Below are 16,620 nucleotides of genomic sequence, written 5' to 3'. Positions count from 1 at the left end.
GGCGGGGGTGTCATGCCGATTCAACCCGCCATGGCCGAGGATCTCTCGGCCGCCGTCCGCGATCTCTACGGGGACGCCGAGCAGCGGCTGCTCGCGCTCGTCGCCCGGCAACTCGACGGCGGGTTCGAGGCCCCGGGGTGGGCGGTCGCCAAGCTGCGCGACATCCAACCGCTACGCCGTGCGGCGCAGGGCGTCGTCGATGCTCTCGGCTCGGCCATGCAGCTTGAGGTCTTCTCGGCCGTGACCGAGGCGTACGACGTCGGCGCCCGCGCTGGGCTCGCCGAGCTCGGCGCGCTGTCCGACGCCGATGCGCGCCGGATCGCCGAGAGCACCCCGGGCGCCCGAGCCGTTGACCGGCTCGCAGCCGAGACGATCGAGCTCGTCACCGAGACGCATCGCGGGATTCTGCGCGGTGTCGAGGACGGATACCGACAGGTGATCGCCGAGTCGGCGGCGACGCCGCTCCTCGGGGTCGACACCCGCCGGCAGGCCACCCAATCGGCGATGGCACGGTTCGCCGACCGGGGGCTGCGCAGCTTTGTCGACCGCCGCGGCCGGTCGTGGCAGATGACCTCTTACGCCGAGATGGCCGTGCGGACGGCCGTCGGTCGCGCTGCGGTCGAGGCGCACGGCGACAAGCTGCGCGCCGCCGGTATCTCGTTGGTGATCGTCTCTAACGCTCCGCACGAGTGCCCGCTCTGCGCCCCGTTCGAGGGCAAGGTGTTGAGCCTCGACGGACCGGGCGGCGCCCGAACCGTGGAGATGGAGCACGCGACCGACGACGACCGCACCGTGCGGGTGGACGTCGCCGGATCGCTGGACGACGCCCGGCGGCACGGACTGCAACACCCCAACTGTCGTCACTCGACGAGCGCCTACCTGCCCGGGGTGACCCGTGCCCCGGTCGAGCACTCCGAGGACCCCGACGGATACGCCGCATCCCAACGTCAGCGGGCGATCGAGCGCGCCATCAGGAAGTGGAAGAACCGCAGCGCCTCGGCCCTCACACCCGAGGGCAAGCGCGCGGCCGAGGCACGCGTGCGCGCCTACCAAGGCAAGATGCGCGAGCACCTGGCCGCGCACCCCGAGCTCATCCGCCGGCGCGAGCGCGAGCAGCCCGGGGCGAGCAACCTCCCCTCGACCGCGCCGGTCCCGCAGCGCGATGCGGTCGAGGCCGCGCGCGTACGGGCGGGCGACGACCGCACCCTGCCCGAGATGACCGACGCCGAGCTCGGCGCAGCGATCCGGCCCGGAGTGCTCGACGGCCGAGACCTCGACCGCATCCGAGCCGAGGGCGACCGCCGCGACGAGCAAGACCTGCTCGACCGCATCCGCCCCGGCGGGCGCATGGTCGACAGTCTTACCCCGTTCAGCGACGACGAGCTCGCCCGGATCGCGACCCACCTCGACGACGAGCAGATGCTGCGCGTCATGGCCGAGGCGGACCGGCGCGACCTCGACGCCGCCATGCCCGAGATCCGGCGCGATCTCCTCGGCATGTCCGAGCGGGACCTCGCCGCCCGCGCGCGCAACGTCCCCGAGGACCGGCCGGCGATCGGCGCCGAGGTGCACCGCCGCCGCGCCCTCGACGAGCTGTTCCCCGGCGGTCGGCTCACCGCCGACATGTCGGGGCTCGACGACGAGCTGCTCGTGTGGGGCATCCGCTACGCGAGCCCGGAGGACTCGGCCCGGATCGCCGCGGAGATCGACCGGCGGCACCCACCCGTACCACCTCCGCCACCGGCAGGGGCCACGGTCACCGACACTCTCGCCGCGCGGGACGCCCTCGACGAAGCGATGCATCCGGTCCGCCTCGACGATCCACCGCCCGCCGATCCCGACGAGTGGGGGCCGTACGGCTCCGACGTCGAGCGCGGCCCGGACGGCACCGAGCACATGTCCGCCACCGAGCGATGGGTGTACGAGCGCGAGCTCGAAGCGCGATCGGCGCGCGAGGCGTACAGCCGCGCCGAGATACGCGAGATGTACGACGAGCACATCTACGTTCAGTGGCTCGCCGCCGAGGACGCGACCCGAGGCCACATGCTGAACCGCCGCGCCGAGTCCGCCGGCGTCGACCCGCGCAGCCTGTTCTCGGGCCCCTCCCACGTCGCGTACGCACGGGCGAGCGAGGACCTGATCAGGTTTTGGGAAGACACCTCGCCGCGCCTCACCCTCGCCGAGTTCACCGAGCAGGTGACCGGCGTCCGCAACGGCGCGGGCGAGACCGCCCGCAACGCCCGCGAGAACCAACGCCGCAAGTTCTAGGGGGTGATCGCTTGGGATTCCGCGAGGACGCGATACGCGCCCGCCGGGACGGGCTCGCCGCCGCGCGTGCCGGTCACCCGCCGACAGTCTGCCCCCGCTTCAACGACCCCCGCCTGACCGCCGCTTGGGTCCGTGGATACGCCACCGCCGAGCAGGCCAAGGCGTAACCCACACCACCACGCAGGGCCGCCCTCGGGCGGCCCATTCCCATGTTCGCACCACGCCCCCGGAGGGCCGAGCACTCATGACCGAGCACACCCTCGATGACTCCCTGCCGGTCCATCCGCGTACCGGCGACCGCGCCCTCGGCCGCCGCCAGGACGGCCGTCCGATCTGGCCCATCCGGGGCGGCTCGGGCGAGGGCGGCGACCCCGCCGCGCCGCCCGCGCCTACCGGCGACCCCGCCCCCGCACCGAACCCGGCCGCTCCGCCGGCCGCCGATCCCGCCGCCGAGCAGCAGCTCGCCGAAGCGACCACCCGCGCCGAGCAGGCCGCGGCCGAGCGCGACGAACTACGCGTCGCCCTCGATGCCGTGACCAAGGCGCTCAACCCCGGCGGCGCGACCGAGCAGGACCCCGCCGCCCTGGCCGCCGCCGTCGCCGAGCGCGACCGGCTGCTGTCCGAGCACGCGACCGAGCTGCGGTCCGCACGCGTCGAACTCGCCGTCGCGCGAGTCGCCGCCGACCAGGGCGCGCGAGGCGACCGCCTGCTGAACTCCCGCTCGTTCCTCGCCTCGGTCGCCGACCTCGACCCGCTCGACGCGAAGTTCGGAGACAAGCTCACCGCCGCGATCAAAGCGGCCGTGGACGCCGACCCCGACCTGTACCGCGCTGCCCCGAGCGGGCCGCCACGCGGGGGTGGGGAGTTCAACGGCCCGCCCGCCGGCGAGCGCCGCGCGACCACCCTGCACGACGCCGTCGCCGCCCGCCTGAGCAGCGGCTGACCTTCCCAGGAGAAACCTTTGCCTACCTCTCTCGCCGAGGCCCGGAACAACGCGGTCGACGACGTCGACCTGAACGTCATCGACGAGTTCCGCAAGTCCTCGGACATCCTCGACCGCCTCACATTCGACGACACCGTGAACCCCACCGGTGGCGGCGACACCCTGACCTACGGATACCGGCGTCTGATCACGCAGGCGAACGCCGAGTTCCGAGCCCTGAACACCGAGTACACCCCGGCCGAGGTCACCTCGCAGCGGTACACGGTCGACCTCTCGCCGCTCGGCGGTAGCTTCCGGATCGACCGTGTGATCTCTCGCATCGGTCCGGCCGCCTCCGGGGCGGTCGCGCTGAACATGTCGCAGAAGATCAAGGCGTCGCGCGCGAAGTTCGCCGACGCCGTGATCAACGGTGACAAGGCCACCGAGACGAACGGGTTCGACGGTCTGTCGAAGATCCTCACCGGGACCGACACCGAGTACCTGCCGCTCTCGAACGGGGTCGCGTCCGGTTACCTCGACTGGACCACGATCGGCGACAAGGCGAGCGCGCTCGCCGCGCAGCGGCACATCGACGCGTGGCTCGCCAGCATGGATGACACCCCCGATGTGATCTACGGCAACGCGAAGACGCTCGCGCTGTTCAAGACCGTGGCGGCGTGGACGGACCAGATCGACAAGTCCACGGACGCGTTCGGCCGCCCGATCACGGCGTACAACGGAATCCCCTTGATCGACCTCAAGAGCAAGGCGGGCAGCAACGCCCCGGTGATCGGGCTCGTCACCCGCGATCCGGACGGCGCCGCGACCGGTGGCAACGTGACCGGCCTCGGCGACCTCTACGCGATCCGGTACGGGCTCGACGGGTTCCACGGGGCCTCGGTCGCGTCAGTCCCGCTCGTACAGACGTGGCTTCCCGACTTCAACAGCGCCGGTGCGGTCAAGCTCGGCGAGGTCGAGATGGGGCCGCTCGCCCCGGTCCTCAAGGCCACCCGCGCCGCGGCGGTCCTGCGCAACATCAAGAGCGCGTGATGCCCATGAACGTGCGCCTCACCGCCCCTCTCGGAGACTTCACCGGCGACGGCCCCGGCGGTCTCCACTTCATCAACGGCACGGCCACGACGAGCGATGTCGCGATCATCGGGTACTGCCAGGGTGCCGGGTACGACGTCGAGCTGCTCGACGACGACGCCGAACCGGACGGCCCGCCAGACACCAAGTCGGCGGGCCGTTCCGGTCCTCGACGCGCGAGGGGGTGACCTTGGCCCGACAGCCCTACGCCACCCCGGAACAGCTCGCCGCATGGCTCGGCGCTCCCGCACCGGCCGAGGCCGAGCACCTGCTCGCGCGGGCGGGTGAGGACATCGACTCGGCGCTGCTGACCGCGATCTACCCCGTCGACGAGGACGGCGACCCGACCGACCCGCAGATCGCCGTCGCCCTCGGCTCGGCGACCTGCGCGCAGGTCGAATACTGGCTCGCCGCCGGCGACGACGGCACGGGCGCGGCGGGCAAGTGGGACTCGGTCTCGATCGGCCCCGTGAGCCTGTCCGGCCGCGCCGCCTCGACGTCCGGAGCGTCCGGCGTCGAGCTCGCCCCCCGCGCCGCCCGCGCGCTGCGCCGTGCCGGTCTGACCCCGGGGCGGGTGATGACGTGGTGACCCGAGTTCCGCCGTCCCTGCTACGGCACCGGATCGGCGTCGAGCCCTACCTCGGCGACGGCGCGTACGGGCCGACGTACGGGCCGCTCGTCGAGCACCCCGCGCTCGTCGGCGAGGCGGCCCGCATGGTCCGTGCGACGGACGGCCGCGAGGTCATGAGCACCGTGCAGATCATCGCCGCCCCCGCTCTGGACTGTCCTCCGGGCTCGCGCGTGACGCTGCCCGGGGGCCGGATCACAACGGCGATCACCACCGCTGCGCACACCGCCCCGGGCCTGCCGGTCCCCGCTTCAACGGAGGTGGTGTGTGAATGAGCCGCGCCCGACTCCGGTGGAACGGTGACGCCGCAACTGCCGCGATCCGCGCCGCCGCGACCCGGGGCCTACTCCTCGGTGCCGAGCACGTCCTCGCCGCGAGCAGGCAGCGCGTGCCGATCGCCGAGGGCACCCTCGAACGGAGCGGGGCGACCTCGGTCGACGAGCAGCAGATGACCGCCGCCGTCAGCTACGACACCCCGTACGCGCGCAGGGTCCACGAGGACATGACCGCGCGCCACGCCCCCGGGCGGACCGCGAAGTTCCTTGAGGGCGTTCTGCCCGAGACGGCCCCCGAGGTGCAGGCCCTGATCGCCGCGCAGGTCCGGCGCGCGCTGCGATGACCTACACCGTCGACCTGCTCGACGGTCTCGCCCGCCTGCTGCACTCCGCTGGCGTCGGCATCTACCGCCCCGACGGCACGTACGCCGCCGACGAGACCGCGATCACGATCGCAGCGCTTCCCCCTGCTCCCGACCGGTGCATCTGTCTGGCCGCCTATCCGGTCGCCGACTCGTCGGTGCTGACCGACACGACCACCGGGATTCAGGTCCGCACCCGCGCGGGCGCTGACCCCCGCCAGGTCGACGCCCTCGACGACCAGGTGCACGAGCTGCTGCAAGGCAGCGGCCCGCACCGGTTCGGGGCCGTGTCGGTCCAGCTCGTCTATCGCGTCTCGGCCGCCCCGATCGGCACGGACGCCTCGGGCCGCTGGGAGCGGAGCGCCAACTACTACGCCCGCGCGCATCGCGCGGCCCCCCATCTCGAATAGAAGGAGGCGCCGTTGAGCACCCCGACGCCCCCGGCCGAGACAGTGACCGCGCTCGCGCGCCGGTACCGCCTCGAACTGGATACGGGCACAGTCCCCGCAACCCCGGTGTGGACGCTGGTCCCCGGGATCACCGAGTTCACTCCGAAGATCGAACCGACTCAGCAGGAGGTGACCACCTACGACGCCGAGGGGTGGAGCGAGCAGGCCGTGACCATGCTCGCGTGGTCGATCGAGGCCACCCTCGCGCACCGAGCACACCCGACGACCGGTGTGTTCAACGCCGCGCAGGAAGCGCTCAGGAAGGCGAGCCGCGCGTTCGGTGCCAAGAGCTACGTACGGGTGCGGTACTACGACCGCAACGGCGCCGACGACGCCCAGGAAGGTACGGCGCTCGTGACGTGGGAGCCGGACGGGGGCGGCCCCGACGAGGTCGACACGATCAAGGTCACCTTGACCGGGTCCGGCCCTCTGGAAGAGATCACGAACCCGGTCGCCGGCGGGGGCACGTTCGCCGCCGCCGAGTCCAAGACGCTCAAGGCAGGGGGTGATGCGTAGTGGGGTTCGAGGCTCTCGACGAGCTGCTCGACGAGCGGCTCGAACTCCCCATCGGCGGGAAGATCTACACCGTGCCCGCGCCGTCCGCCGAGATCGGTCTGCGGACGCAGGCCCTGATCAACGCCGCCGCAGTTGCGGCCGACGGCGGTCGCGCCGACGAGCAGGTGCTCGGCGACGCCGCCGAGCGCGACCTGTACCGCGAGGTACTCGGCGCCGCACACGATGAGTTGGTCGGCGACGGCGTGAAGTGGCCCGCCCTCAAGCACGCCGCGATCACCGCCATGGTGTGGATCGCGCAGGACAAGACCGCCGCAGAGCGGTACTGGAATGCGGCCGGCGACCCTTCTCGTCTGGCCCCGAACCGAGCAGCTCGCCGGAACCGATCGGGTGCGGCGAGCTCGACGTCGAGTCGGGGCTCTACGAGTGGTACGAGTACCCGCCCGGCACCCGCCCGAGGAAAGGGCAAGAAGGGCCGCAAGCCTCACTGACATGGGCGCAGATCCTCGCCGAGTGGCCGCTCGTCGAGGCCGATCTGCACGAGGTCTACGGAATCGATCTAGGCACCCCGGGCCTGCTGCAATCCCGGTCGTGGCGATGGCTGCGCGTGCGCGTCCTCGCCCTGCTCAGCGCTGAATCCCGCCTCGCGCGGGTGCTCACACCTCCGCCTGACGCCTCCCCGACGGGAGGCACGACCACCAGGAGGTGAGCCATTTGGCGCTCATGGTGGGCGAGCTCGCCGCGACGGTCGTCATCGACGACTCGGGGGCGGGCGCGGGTATGGACCGCGCCCGCGCGGCGGTGCAGGCGGGCGGCGATCAGATCGCCGCCGCGGCGGACCGAGCCGGCGAGCGGGCCGGCGACAGCCTCGGCGACGGGCTCGCCGAGGGGGCGGCCGACGGCGCCGACCGCGCTTCCTCGGGCATGGGGACCGCGCTCAAGGGCTTTGCTGCTGCGGCGATCGGCGCGGGCATCGGCGCGGCACTCATGGCCGGTGTCGGTGAGGCCATGGACCGGCAGAAGATCGCCGGGAAGTTGCAGGCGCAGCTCGGCACGAGCGGCGCCGTCGCGAAGGAGTACGGCGCCGTCGCCGGACAGCTCTACTCGGGCGCGATCGTCGACAACGTCGCCGACGGTGCCGAGATCCTCAAGGGCATTGCGCAGCAGGGGCTCTTGCCCCCCGAGGCGACGCAGGGCCAGATCAAGAGCATGGCGACGCAGGTCGCCGATACGGCGTCCGTGATGGGCGAGGACGTCGGCAAGGTGTCCCGCGCCGTCGGCGTGATGCTGAAATCCGGCATCGCGAAGAACGCCGAAGAGGCGATGGACGTCCTCGTCAGGGGGACACAGAACGGCACGAATTCCGCCGAAGACCTGTTGGATACTTTCTCCGAGTACCCGACTCAATTCCGCGACTTGGGGCTCGACGCACAGACCGCAATGGGTCTGATGCAGCAGGGTCTACAGGGCGGTGCGCGCGACGCCGATACGGTCGCCGACGCCCTAAAGGAATTCGCGATCCGCTCGAAGGACATGAGTAAAACGTCCGTCGAGGCTTTCGCGTCGATCGGCCTCAACGGCGACCAGATGGCGAAAGTCTTTACCAAGGGCGGGCCGGAAGCATCGAAAGCTCTCGGCACTGTCCTTGAGCGGATCAAGGCCATCAAGGACCCCGCCGAGAGGAATGCGACCGCCGTCGCACTGTTCGGCACCAAGGCCGAGGATTTGCAGGCCGCCCTTTTCAAGCTCAATCCGGCGACCGCCGTTAAGGCGCTCGGCGACGTAAAGGGCGCGACGGACTCGGCCGGTGACGCGATGCGCGACAACGCCGCGACCAAGTTCGAGCAATTCAAGCGGGGCGCGATCGACAAGGTTGTCGGCGTACTCGGTACCTACGTGGTGCCCGCCCTCGAAACGGCGGCTGATTGGCTCGGCGAGAAGGGGCTCGGCGGGGCGTTCCGCGCGTCCGTCGGCTGGATCTCGGAGCACTCGACGGCGCTCTCGATCGCCGCCGGGGTGATCACTGTTCTGATGCTGCCGACGCTCGTCGCACTCGGCGTCACGGCAGTAACGACGACGACCGCAGTCGTCACCGGATGGGCCGCGCAGACCGCAGCAGGCGTGACCGCAGCAGCCCGGTTCGTGGTGCTCAACGCCACCATGTTGGCCGGTTGGGTGGCGCAGGGCGTGAGCGCCGGCGCGACCGCTCTGCGAGTGGTGGGCGCATGGGTGCTCATGGGGACGCAGTCCCTGATCCAGGGTGCCCGGATGGCCGCGGCATGGCTGCTCGCCATGGGCCCGATCGCGCTCGTGATCGCCGCCGTGATCGGCATCGTCGCCCTGATCGTCGCCAACTGGGACACGATCGTATCCGCCACGAAAGCGGCGTGGGATTGGGTGTGGGGAAAGCTAAAGGGAATCGGAAACGCGATCCTTCAGTTCTTTCTCAACTGGACTTTGGTCGGCCTCATCATCAAGCATTGGGACTCGATCAAGGCCGGAACTCTGCGGGTCTGGAATGCCACGGTCGATTGGGTCAAGGGGATACCGGGCCGGATCGTCGACTTCTTCCTCAACTGGACTTTGGTCGGCCTGATAATCAAGCATTGGGACTCGATCAAGTCGGGAACCGTCCGCAAGGCCGGAGAAATGCTCTCGTGGGTCCGAGGGCTCCCGCGCACGATCGCCGGATATTTCGGCGACTTCGGATCGATGCTTTACAGCAAGGGAAAGGACTTGATCACCGGCCTGTGGTCGGGCATCAAGTCCATGGGCTCGTGGCTCAAGTCGACTCTTATGTCATGGGCCAAGAATTTGATACCCGGCCCGATCGCAAAGGCGCTTGGAATTCACTCCCCGTCGCGTCTCATGCGAGACAAGATCGGCAAGTTCATTCCCGCCGGCATCGTCGAGGGAATCAAGGCGGGCTCGCCCGCCGTCGACCGCACGATGCGCAGGCTCGTCTCGGTTCCCGCCGCCCCGCAGTTCGCCACCGCCGGGGCACCCGCCAACAGCGCTGGTGCGGGCGGGGGTTGGGGTGGCCCGACCCTCCACATCGAGAACTGGAACGCCGGCGACGCGACCGCCGATCAGACGGCGTCCGCGCTCGCGTGGCACGCCAAGGCGAGGGGGTGATCAGTGGCCCCCGGTGATCTGGTCACCCTCCCCGGGCATGTGCAGTTCGGCGACCTGCTGCTCGGCCCCCGCACCGCCTACGGGTGGCAGTCCCTGACCGGGTGGGAGGACACGCCCGGGTACGACTCCGGAACCGTCAACCGATCCGACGCCCACGGCGCCTACCCGGGACGGCTGCTCGCCGGCCCCCGGACGATCACGCTCGACGGCGTCGTCATCCGCACCGACCCCGGCCGGATGAGCGTCGCCGTGCGCACCCTGTCGGCGGCGACCGCGCTGCGCGACGACGAGCTGCCACTCGTGATTCAACTCGACGACGCGCCACCCCTGTTGTCGTGGGCCCGGTGTATTCGCCGCGCCGTGCCGGTCGGGACAGGTGGGTACGCGATCGGCGTTGTCACCGGGGCCGCTCTCCAGTGGGAGGCAACCGACCCTCGCCGGTACAGCGTGATCGAGCAGCAGGTCGCGACAGGGCTCCCCTCGCCCGAGCCCGGCCTCGACTGGCAGGTGACCCCGGGCCCGGAACGGTTGACCTACCCGCTCAGTTTCGGAACCCCGGGGAGCACCGGGACCATGCTCGCCGTCAACGACGGCGACGCGCCGTCGCATCCGGTGATCACCTTTCGCGGCCCGGTCTCCCGGCCGTCCGTGACCAACCTCCGTACGGGCGAGGTGATCGAGTACGACCTCGACCTCGCCGCCGACGACGAGCTGCTCGTCGACACCCGCGAGGGCACGGTGACGCTCAACAACAGCGCCTCGCGCCTCTACACCGCGACGGCCCGCAGCGTGCCCGAGCAGTCCCTCGCCCTCGACCCGGGCGCGACCTCGCTTCTCTTCCGTGCCGCCCCGGGCTCCAACGATTCCCGCGCCGCGGCCTCGGTCCGATGGCGCTCCGCCCTTTGGTAAGGAGGACACTCCCTTGACCGTGCGCGCCGGATGGCTGCTCCCCAGCGGGCAGACCCGCGAGGACACCCGATTGTCCCCCCTCGGCACGATGGCGCCCGAGTCGGCGATGACCACTCGCGACGGCGTGATCGCCGGCGGTTCCGCCCTGAACGCGACCGGTGCCGGTGCCATGCAGGTACAGATCGCCGTCGGTCGCGCCCTGGTGCAGGGCACCGAGGCGCAGGGCGCCTACCCCGTGGCCGTTACCGCACCCGAGACCCTCACCGTCACGGACGGCAACGCCACCAATCCCCGTATCGACGTCGTCGTTCTGCGGGTGTGCGACGAGCTGTACGACACGACCGGGCAGACGCTCGCTCGCGTCGAGCTCGTCACGGGCGCCGCGAGCGCGACGCCGACACCGCCCACGCTGCCCCCGACCGCACTCAGGCTGTGGGAGATCACCGTTCCCGCCGGGGTGTCCGCCGGGACCGGCGGCATCACATGGTCGAGCGCGCTCGCCGACCGACGCCGCTACACCTCGGCGTACGGCGGGATCACCCCCCGTGGTTGGGGCCTCTCGTTCACCGGCGCTTACCCGGGCCAGTACCGGGACAACGGCTCGGGCCTCGATCGGTGGGACGGCGCGGCGTGGCAGACCCTCGACCCGGTCATCGGCTGGACGCCCGTCACCCTCGCCACGGGCTACACCAACAACGGCAACGCCCAAGGAACCGTCCGGTACCGGCGGATCATGCACGGCGGCGTTCCGCACCTCCAGCTACGGGGCGGCGTCTCCTGGACGACGTCCGGCACGGTGCCGAACAGCGGGAACCTGCTCACCTCCGTACTGCCGGCGAACTGCCGACCGGTCGCGCTCACCTCGCTACCGATCGCCGCCGGTGGCGTCGACATCAAGCTCGACGCCCAAACGAGCGGGCAGCTACGGCTCATCGCCAGTACCGGACTGACCACATGGGCGGCATTCGGCGGCGTGCAATACCCGCTCGACGCGTGAGGGGGTGATCGCTTGATCGCCCCCACGTACCGCGTGGTCCTGTGCGACCTACGCACAGACCAAGTCCTCGACGTCCTGCCGATCACCGACGTCTCGCTCGACGACTACATCGGCAAAATCGGCAGCGCCTCGGCAACGATCCCCCTCCCGAACCGCGCGGTCGCCGCACGCGCACGCGCCGCCGTCGAACCCGGCCGAACCGCGATGTGGATCGAGCGCGGCTCGGAAGTCTGGTGGGGCGGCATCCTGTGGACCGCCAACCTGACCAGCAACGCGCGAGGATTCCTCGGCCTACAGGTACAAGCGGGCGGATGGGCGTCGTACCTCGACCATCGCGCGATCCTGCACACACAGCAGGCCACGCAGGTTGACCAATACGACATCGTGCGGGGACTGCTCGACTACTCGGCCAGTCTCCCCGGCGGCGACATCGGCATCGAGTACGACGCCGAGCAGCTCTCGAACGTCAAGCGTGACCGCCTCTTTCGCCGCTATGACGTATCGCGAATCCGCGAGGTGATCGACCAACTCGGCGCAGTCGAGGGCGGGTTCGAGTGGCGGATCGGATCTTTCCGTGACCCGAGCAGCGGCCGGCGCGTCAAGCAGTTGCAGCTCGGCTCACCGGTGATCCGGACCGGCGCGAGCGAGGTCGTCCTCGACCACCCGGGGCCGATCCTTTCCTACGGGTGGCCCATCGACGCCACCGTGCAGGCCAACACATGGCAGGGCCGCGGCGCGTCCGACAACCAGAACCAGACGAAAGAGTCCCTGCCCCTGATGAGCGAGCTACTCGTCGACGACGAGCAGCTCGCCGCAGGATGGCCACGGTTGGACGGCACCTCGGACTACTCCACCGTGACCGAGCAGGCCACCCTCGACGCGCACGCACGCGCCGACCTGGCCGCCGCCCTGCACCCGCAGACGATCCCCGAGGTAACCGTCGCGCTCGACCGCACGCCCCTGTCGCCCGCTCTGCTCGGTGCCACCATCCGCGTGCGCATCCGTGACGACTGGTGGGCCGAGGGACTCGACCACCGGTACCGGGTGATCGGGCTCGCCATCTCCCCGCCCCTCCGGGGCCGCTCCGAATCCGCACGCCTGCTCTTGGAGGCCGCCTAGTGGCAGCGATCCCGCAAGACATCCTCGACCGCATCCGAGCTCTTGAGCGCGAGGTGCGCACCCTCACCGGTCGGGCGAACATCCGGCCCGCCCTGAACGAGATCACCAACGGCCCCGTGAAGATCGCCGAGGGCGGCTCGCTCGAAGTCTGGGCACCGGACGGCACGGGGATTTTCGGCGTAGGCGCCCTGTGGGACGGCGCCTACGGCGTTCAGATCCAGCGTTCCGACGGCACGCTCGCGTACCAAGTCGGCGGCTCGGGCGAGGGCTCCAACATGGTGCGGACGTTCTCTCGCTCGGGCTCCGTGATCCTGATGGATGACTACTACTCGCCCGAGTTCCTCGGCCGCCCGTGGATGCCCATCCAACTCTTCCCGACCAAGCAGCAGGGCACCGAAAGCACGACCTACCAATACGGATGGGTCGGCGGTGCCGCCGCGCACAACGCCGTTGCTTCCCTCAACCTGTCGAGCATCGCCGCCCCTGCGGGCGGACAGGTCCGGATCAACATGATTCACCCCTCGGACGGCGAGGTCGTCGTCGCCGAGTACGACATCCCCGCCGGCGGTACGTGGGTCAACAAGACCATCACGCAGCCACTGAACGGCGTCGGGTTCCTCGAATACGTCGGTTGGAACATTCAGCACCGGGTCAAGGCCAGCGGCTCGGGAATCGAGACGCGCGTCTTCAACGCGTACACCCGCAACACGTACACGGCGGCCGAGGCACCCGACCCGCCGTCGGCGCGAACCGCCGAGGCCGAAGCGCAGCAGTTCCTCGGCGCACCCGCCGCGCCCTCGAACGATGCGCGCGCCCCGGGGCCGTCCCCTGCTCCCCACGGGGCGGGGCTGCACATCATCGACGACTAAGGAGGGCGTCCCCTGCTGCCCGAATCCATACCCACAGTGACCGTGCGCGGGCGCTTCCTCGACCCATCCGGGCACCCCCTGTCCGGATCGCTCGTCTTCCGGGCACCCGCCACCCTCACGTTCCCGGCCGCCGACGTCATCCTCGGCGGACCGGTGACCGTCCAGCTCGACGCGCAGGGCGCGATCGAGGTCACCCTGCCCGCCACCGACGCCCCCGACATGGACCCGACCGGGTGGGCGTACATCGTGACCGAGCAGCTCTCGGGAATCCCCGTGGGCCGCTCGTACAACGTCCTCTTGCCCCGGGTGCAGCCCGAGGTCGACCTCGCCGACATCGCCCCCACCGATCCCGCGAAACCGAACTACGTCGGCGTGCCCGGACCGCAGGGCGACCGAGGCCCGACCGGTCCCCCGGGATCGCGCATCTACAGCGGCGCCACCGCCCCGGGCGCGGGCCTCGGCGTCGACGGCGACCTCTACGTGCGGTACGAGTCGACGACCTTCCTCGGGGTCACCTCGACCACCGTCTCGACGTGGCAGCGATCCGCCGGCGTGTGGACGCAGCTCGGCGGCGAGGTCAGGGGCGCGGCGTGGTACCTGAACAACGCGACCACGGCGAGCACCTCGACGCGCCCCGGTGATCTGCTGCTGCGCACCGACACCGGCGACATCTGGCAGCGCACCGGGAGCGGTTGGGGGACCGCCGTCGGCAACCTCAAGGGTCCGAAGGGAGACAAGGGCGACGGCGGAAGCGCGGGAGCCACGGGCCCGGCTGGCGTCGTTCAGTCCGTCAATGGCAAGAGCTCGGCGGCGATCACCCTCACCGCCGCCGACGTCGGCGCCCTCGCGACGGCCGCCGCCGGCGCAGCGTCCGGTGTCGCCACCCTCGGCGCCGACGGGAAGGTTCCCGCCGCGCAGCTCCCGACGAGCTCGGGCGGGGGTGCCGTCGCATCCGTCAACGGCAAGACTGGGGCGGTCGTGCTCGCAGCACCCGACGTGGGCGCGCTCCCCGAGTCCGGGTTCGTCGGGGGCGGGAATCTGATCCTCAATACGGCGACCGTCGACTACCGAGGTCTTTCGTTCACCACGGCAGGCGTGAACAGGTGGGTCTACCAAGTCGACAACACGGCCGAGGCGGGCGCGGACGCCGGCTCGAATTTCGAGCTCGCGAACTGGTCCGACACCGGCGCGTGGAAGTCTGCTGTCCTGTTCGGACAGCGCGCGACCGGGAACGTCGGCATCGGTACCAACTCCCTAGTCCCGGGTGCCAAGTTGTCCGTTGCAGGCGCGGCGGCACTCAAGAACACCACGCCGCCCCCGGCCGACGTCGGCGCCGCCGTCGCGTACAGCGAGGGAGGCTTGTTCAAGGTCGTTCAGGCGGACGGTACGCGGGTCACCCTCGCGCCTGCCGAGGCCGCCGGGACCGCTGTCCTGCTGACCGGCACGCAGACCGTTGCCGGGGCCAAGACGTTCAGCAGCGTGCCGTCGAGCTCGGTCGCGCCGACCACCGACAACCACCTCGCCCGCAAGAGCTACGTTGACGCACTCGGCGGGGGCGAGTGGCGCGCGTCCGACTTCGGCCTGCTGACGTGGGCGTTCGATCCGGCGTGTGGGCACTCCGCCCCGCTGTACCCGGGGGCGGGTCCGATTCGGGTCGCCGCTGTCTACCTCCGGTCGGCGGCGTCCGTGACCAAGGTCGTGTGGCACTTCGGCGGGTACGCCGGCGGGCTCGCCACCGGCTCATGGGCCGCCCTCTACAGCTCCACCGGTGCCAGGGTGGCGCAGACCGCCGACCTGTCGACCGCCGCGGCCGAGCCTGCCGAGGTGCACAACACGGGTGGCGCGACCGTCTCGGTCCCGCTCACCGCCGCCTACTCCGCCCCCGCCGGTCTCTACTACATCGCGTGGCGATTCCAGTACAACACCGGCACGGGCGACGGCCCGATGATGCTCGTCGCCGAAAGCTCGTTCAGCGCGCCGCCCAACGTGTTCGGACTGAACAACGTCCGCCGGTTCGGCTCGTACGCCACCGGCGCAGCGACCGCCCCCGCCTCGATCACCCTCGGCTCGATGGAGAACGGCAGTAACAGATTCTGGGCCGCGCTCGCGTAGGCCACCGCGACGCCCCCAACCGTCTTCACGCCCTCGCGCTCTCGCGCAGGGCGTTTTTTCATGCCCCAAGGAGGGCCAACCTTGCAGTTCGTAACCCGCTCACAGTGGGGCGCTCGCCCCTCGCGCTACGACCTCGTTTACATCGGCAGCACGCGCGGAGTGAAGATCCATTACGAGGGCACCGCCGTACCGGCGGCGCTTGCCAAGGACGAGAACCACACGAGTTGTGCCGGACGCGTTCGCGCGATCCAGGCGAGCCACCTCGCCAACCGGCAGGAGGACTACAGCGACATCGCGTACACCGCGATGGTGTGCCCGCACGGCTACGTCTACGAGGGCCGCGGCTCGCACCGAAAGACCGGTGCGAACGGGAACCAGACGCTGAACGCCAACCACTACGCGGTGTGCGCCATGGTCGGCGACTCGGGACTGACCACGCCCACCGACAAGCAGCTCGCCGGGCTGCGTGATGCCGTCGAGTGGCTGCGTGCGAGCGGCGGCGCCGGATCGGAGATCAAGGGGCACCGCGATGGATTCGCGACCGCCTGCCCCGGCGGGCCGCTCTACGCATGGGTGCAGAAGGGTGCCCCCCGCCCCGGCGGCACCACACCAAGCAAGCCCAAGCCGCCGGCGTACGAGCCGTTCCCCGGCGTCGGATGGTTCAAGGCCAACCCGCGCTCGCCGATCGTCACCGCCATGGGCCGCCGTCTCGTCGCCGTCAAGTGCTCGGCGTACCGCTCGGGCCCCGGCCCGCAGTGGACCGAGTCCGACCGGCAGAGCTACGCCCGGTGGCAGCGCCACCTCGGCTACTCCGGAGACGACGCCGACGGGTGGCCCGGTCCGTCGTCGTGGGCCGCTCTCAAGGTCCCCAAGGTCTGACCCCCGAGCGCGCCCGCCAAGCAGTTCAAGAAGATCGTCGCCGACGAGGCCGGCCGGGACTTCCCGCAGGACCCGCGCGAGCAGATGGACCTCG

At 70.8% G+C, this 16,620-nt stretch carries 17 protein-coding genes; all 17 read left to right on the top strand.

Annotated features, from left to right (window positions below; genetic code table 11):
• Positions 1 to 12: 12 nt before the first annotated feature.
• The 17 genes from ABT160_RS26690 (at position 13) to ABT160_RS26610 (ending at position 16,526) form a co-directional block, all read left to right on the top strand.
• Positions 13 to 2,268 (top strand): phage minor capsid protein, encoded by a 2,256-nt coding sequence (locus tag ABT160_RS26690; protein ID WP_351650341.1) that lies wholly within the window; start codon positions 13 to 15, stop codon positions 2,266 to 2,268.
• Positions 2,269 to 2,512: 244 nt separating this feature from the next.
• A complete protein-coding gene (locus ABT160_RS26685) occupies positions 2,513 to 3,211 on the top strand; it encodes a hypothetical protein (protein ID WP_351650340.1) in 699 nt (232 codons plus the stop codon).
• Between the two features lie 18 nt (positions 3,212 to 3,229).
• A complete protein-coding gene (locus tag ABT160_RS26680; protein WP_351650339.1) occupies positions 3,230 to 4,240 on the top strand; it encodes a major capsid protein in 1,011 nt (336 codons plus the stop codon).
• A complete protein-coding gene (locus tag ABT160_RS26675; protein ID WP_351650338.1) occupies positions 4,240 to 4,467 on the top strand; it encodes a hypothetical protein in 228 nt (75 codons plus the stop codon). Before ABT160_RS26680 ends, ABT160_RS26675 begins: the two co-directional genes overlap by 1 nt.
• A gap of 2 nt (positions 4,468 to 4,469) precedes the next feature.
• A complete protein-coding gene (locus ABT160_RS26670) occupies positions 4,470 to 4,868 on the top strand; it encodes a hypothetical protein (protein WP_351650337.1) in 399 nt (132 codons plus the stop codon).
• Positions 4,862 to 5,182 carry a hypothetical protein gene (locus tag ABT160_RS26665; protein WP_351650336.1) on the top strand — a complete coding sequence of 107 codons (321 nt, stop codon included), beginning with the start codon at positions 4,862 to 4,864 and terminating at the stop codon, positions 5,180 to 5,182. Before ABT160_RS26670 ends, ABT160_RS26665 begins: the two co-directional genes overlap by 7 nt.
• Positions 5,179 to 5,526: a hypothetical protein gene (locus ABT160_RS26660; protein WP_267829502.1), complete on the top strand. Its 348-nt coding sequence runs from the start codon at positions 5,179 to 5,181 to the stop codon at positions 5,524 to 5,526. The genes ABT160_RS26665 and ABT160_RS26660 overlap by 4 nt, the downstream gene beginning before the upstream one ends.
• Entirely contained in the window at positions 5,523 to 5,954 is a 432-nt protein-coding gene (locus ABT160_RS26655) for a minor capsid protein (protein ID WP_351650335.1), read from the top strand. Before ABT160_RS26660 ends, ABT160_RS26655 begins: the two co-directional genes overlap by 4 nt.
• A gap of 12 nt (positions 5,955 to 5,966) precedes the next feature.
• Positions 5,967 to 6,509 carry a phage tail tube protein gene (locus ABT160_RS26650; RefSeq protein ID WP_351650334.1) on the top strand — a complete coding sequence of 181 codons (543 nt, stop codon included), beginning with the start codon at positions 5,967 to 5,969 and terminating at the stop codon, positions 6,507 to 6,509.
• Complete coding sequence (locus tag ABT160_RS26645; RefSeq protein WP_351650333.1) at positions 6,509 to 6,997, top strand: DUF7426 family protein; 489 nt, start codon at positions 6,509 to 6,511, stop codon at positions 6,995 to 6,997. The genes ABT160_RS26650 and ABT160_RS26645 overlap by 1 nt, the downstream gene beginning before the upstream one ends.
• Positions 6,998 to 7,229: 232 nt before the next feature.
• Complete coding sequence (locus ABT160_RS26640) at positions 7,230 to 9,641, top strand: phage tail tape measure protein (RefSeq protein ID WP_351650400.1); 2,412 nt, start codon at positions 7,230 to 7,232, stop codon at positions 9,639 to 9,641.
• 3 nt (positions 9,642 to 9,644) lie between these two features.
• Positions 9,645 to 10,550 (top strand): phage distal tail protein, encoded by a 906-nt coding sequence (locus tag ABT160_RS26635; protein ID WP_351650332.1) that lies wholly within the window; start codon positions 9,645 to 9,647, stop codon positions 10,548 to 10,550.
• Between the two features lie 13 nt (positions 10,551 to 10,563).
• Positions 10,564 to 11,547, top strand: a complete 984-nt coding sequence (locus ABT160_RS26630) for a hypothetical protein (protein WP_351650331.1) — start codon at positions 10,564 to 10,566, stop codon at positions 11,545 to 11,547.
• Positions 11,548 to 11,559: 12 nt separating this feature from the next.
• Positions 11,560 to 12,666, top strand: coding sequence for a hypothetical protein (locus ABT160_RS26625; protein ID WP_351650330.1), 1,107 nt, complete (start codon positions 11,560 to 11,562; stop codon positions 12,664 to 12,666).
• Complete coding sequence (locus ABT160_RS26620) at positions 12,666 to 13,535, top strand: hypothetical protein (RefSeq protein WP_351650329.1); 870 nt, start codon at positions 12,666 to 12,668, stop codon at positions 13,533 to 13,535. The genes ABT160_RS26625 and ABT160_RS26620 overlap by 1 nt, the downstream gene beginning before the upstream one ends.
• Before the next feature lie 42 nt (positions 13,536 to 13,577).
• On the top strand, positions 13,578 to 15,647 hold the full coding sequence (locus tag ABT160_RS26615) for a hypothetical protein (RefSeq protein WP_502984304.1): 2,070 nt from the start codon (positions 13,578 to 13,580) through the stop codon (positions 15,645 to 15,647).
• 81 nt (positions 15,648 to 15,728) lie between these two features.
• A complete protein-coding gene (locus ABT160_RS26610; RefSeq protein ID WP_351650328.1) occupies positions 15,729 to 16,526 on the top strand; it encodes a peptidoglycan-binding protein in 798 nt (265 codons plus the stop codon).
• Positions 16,527 to 16,620 lie beyond the last annotated feature (94 nt).

Source organism: Streptomyces sp. NPDC001941, from assembly GCF_040296945.1.
In the GTDB taxonomy this organism is placed as follows: domain Bacteria; phylum Actinomycetota; class Actinomycetes; order Streptomycetales; family Streptomycetaceae; genus Streptomyces.
Note: the sequence above shows the minus strand (reverse complement) of the source record. Positions and strands in the feature narration are given on the sequence as shown.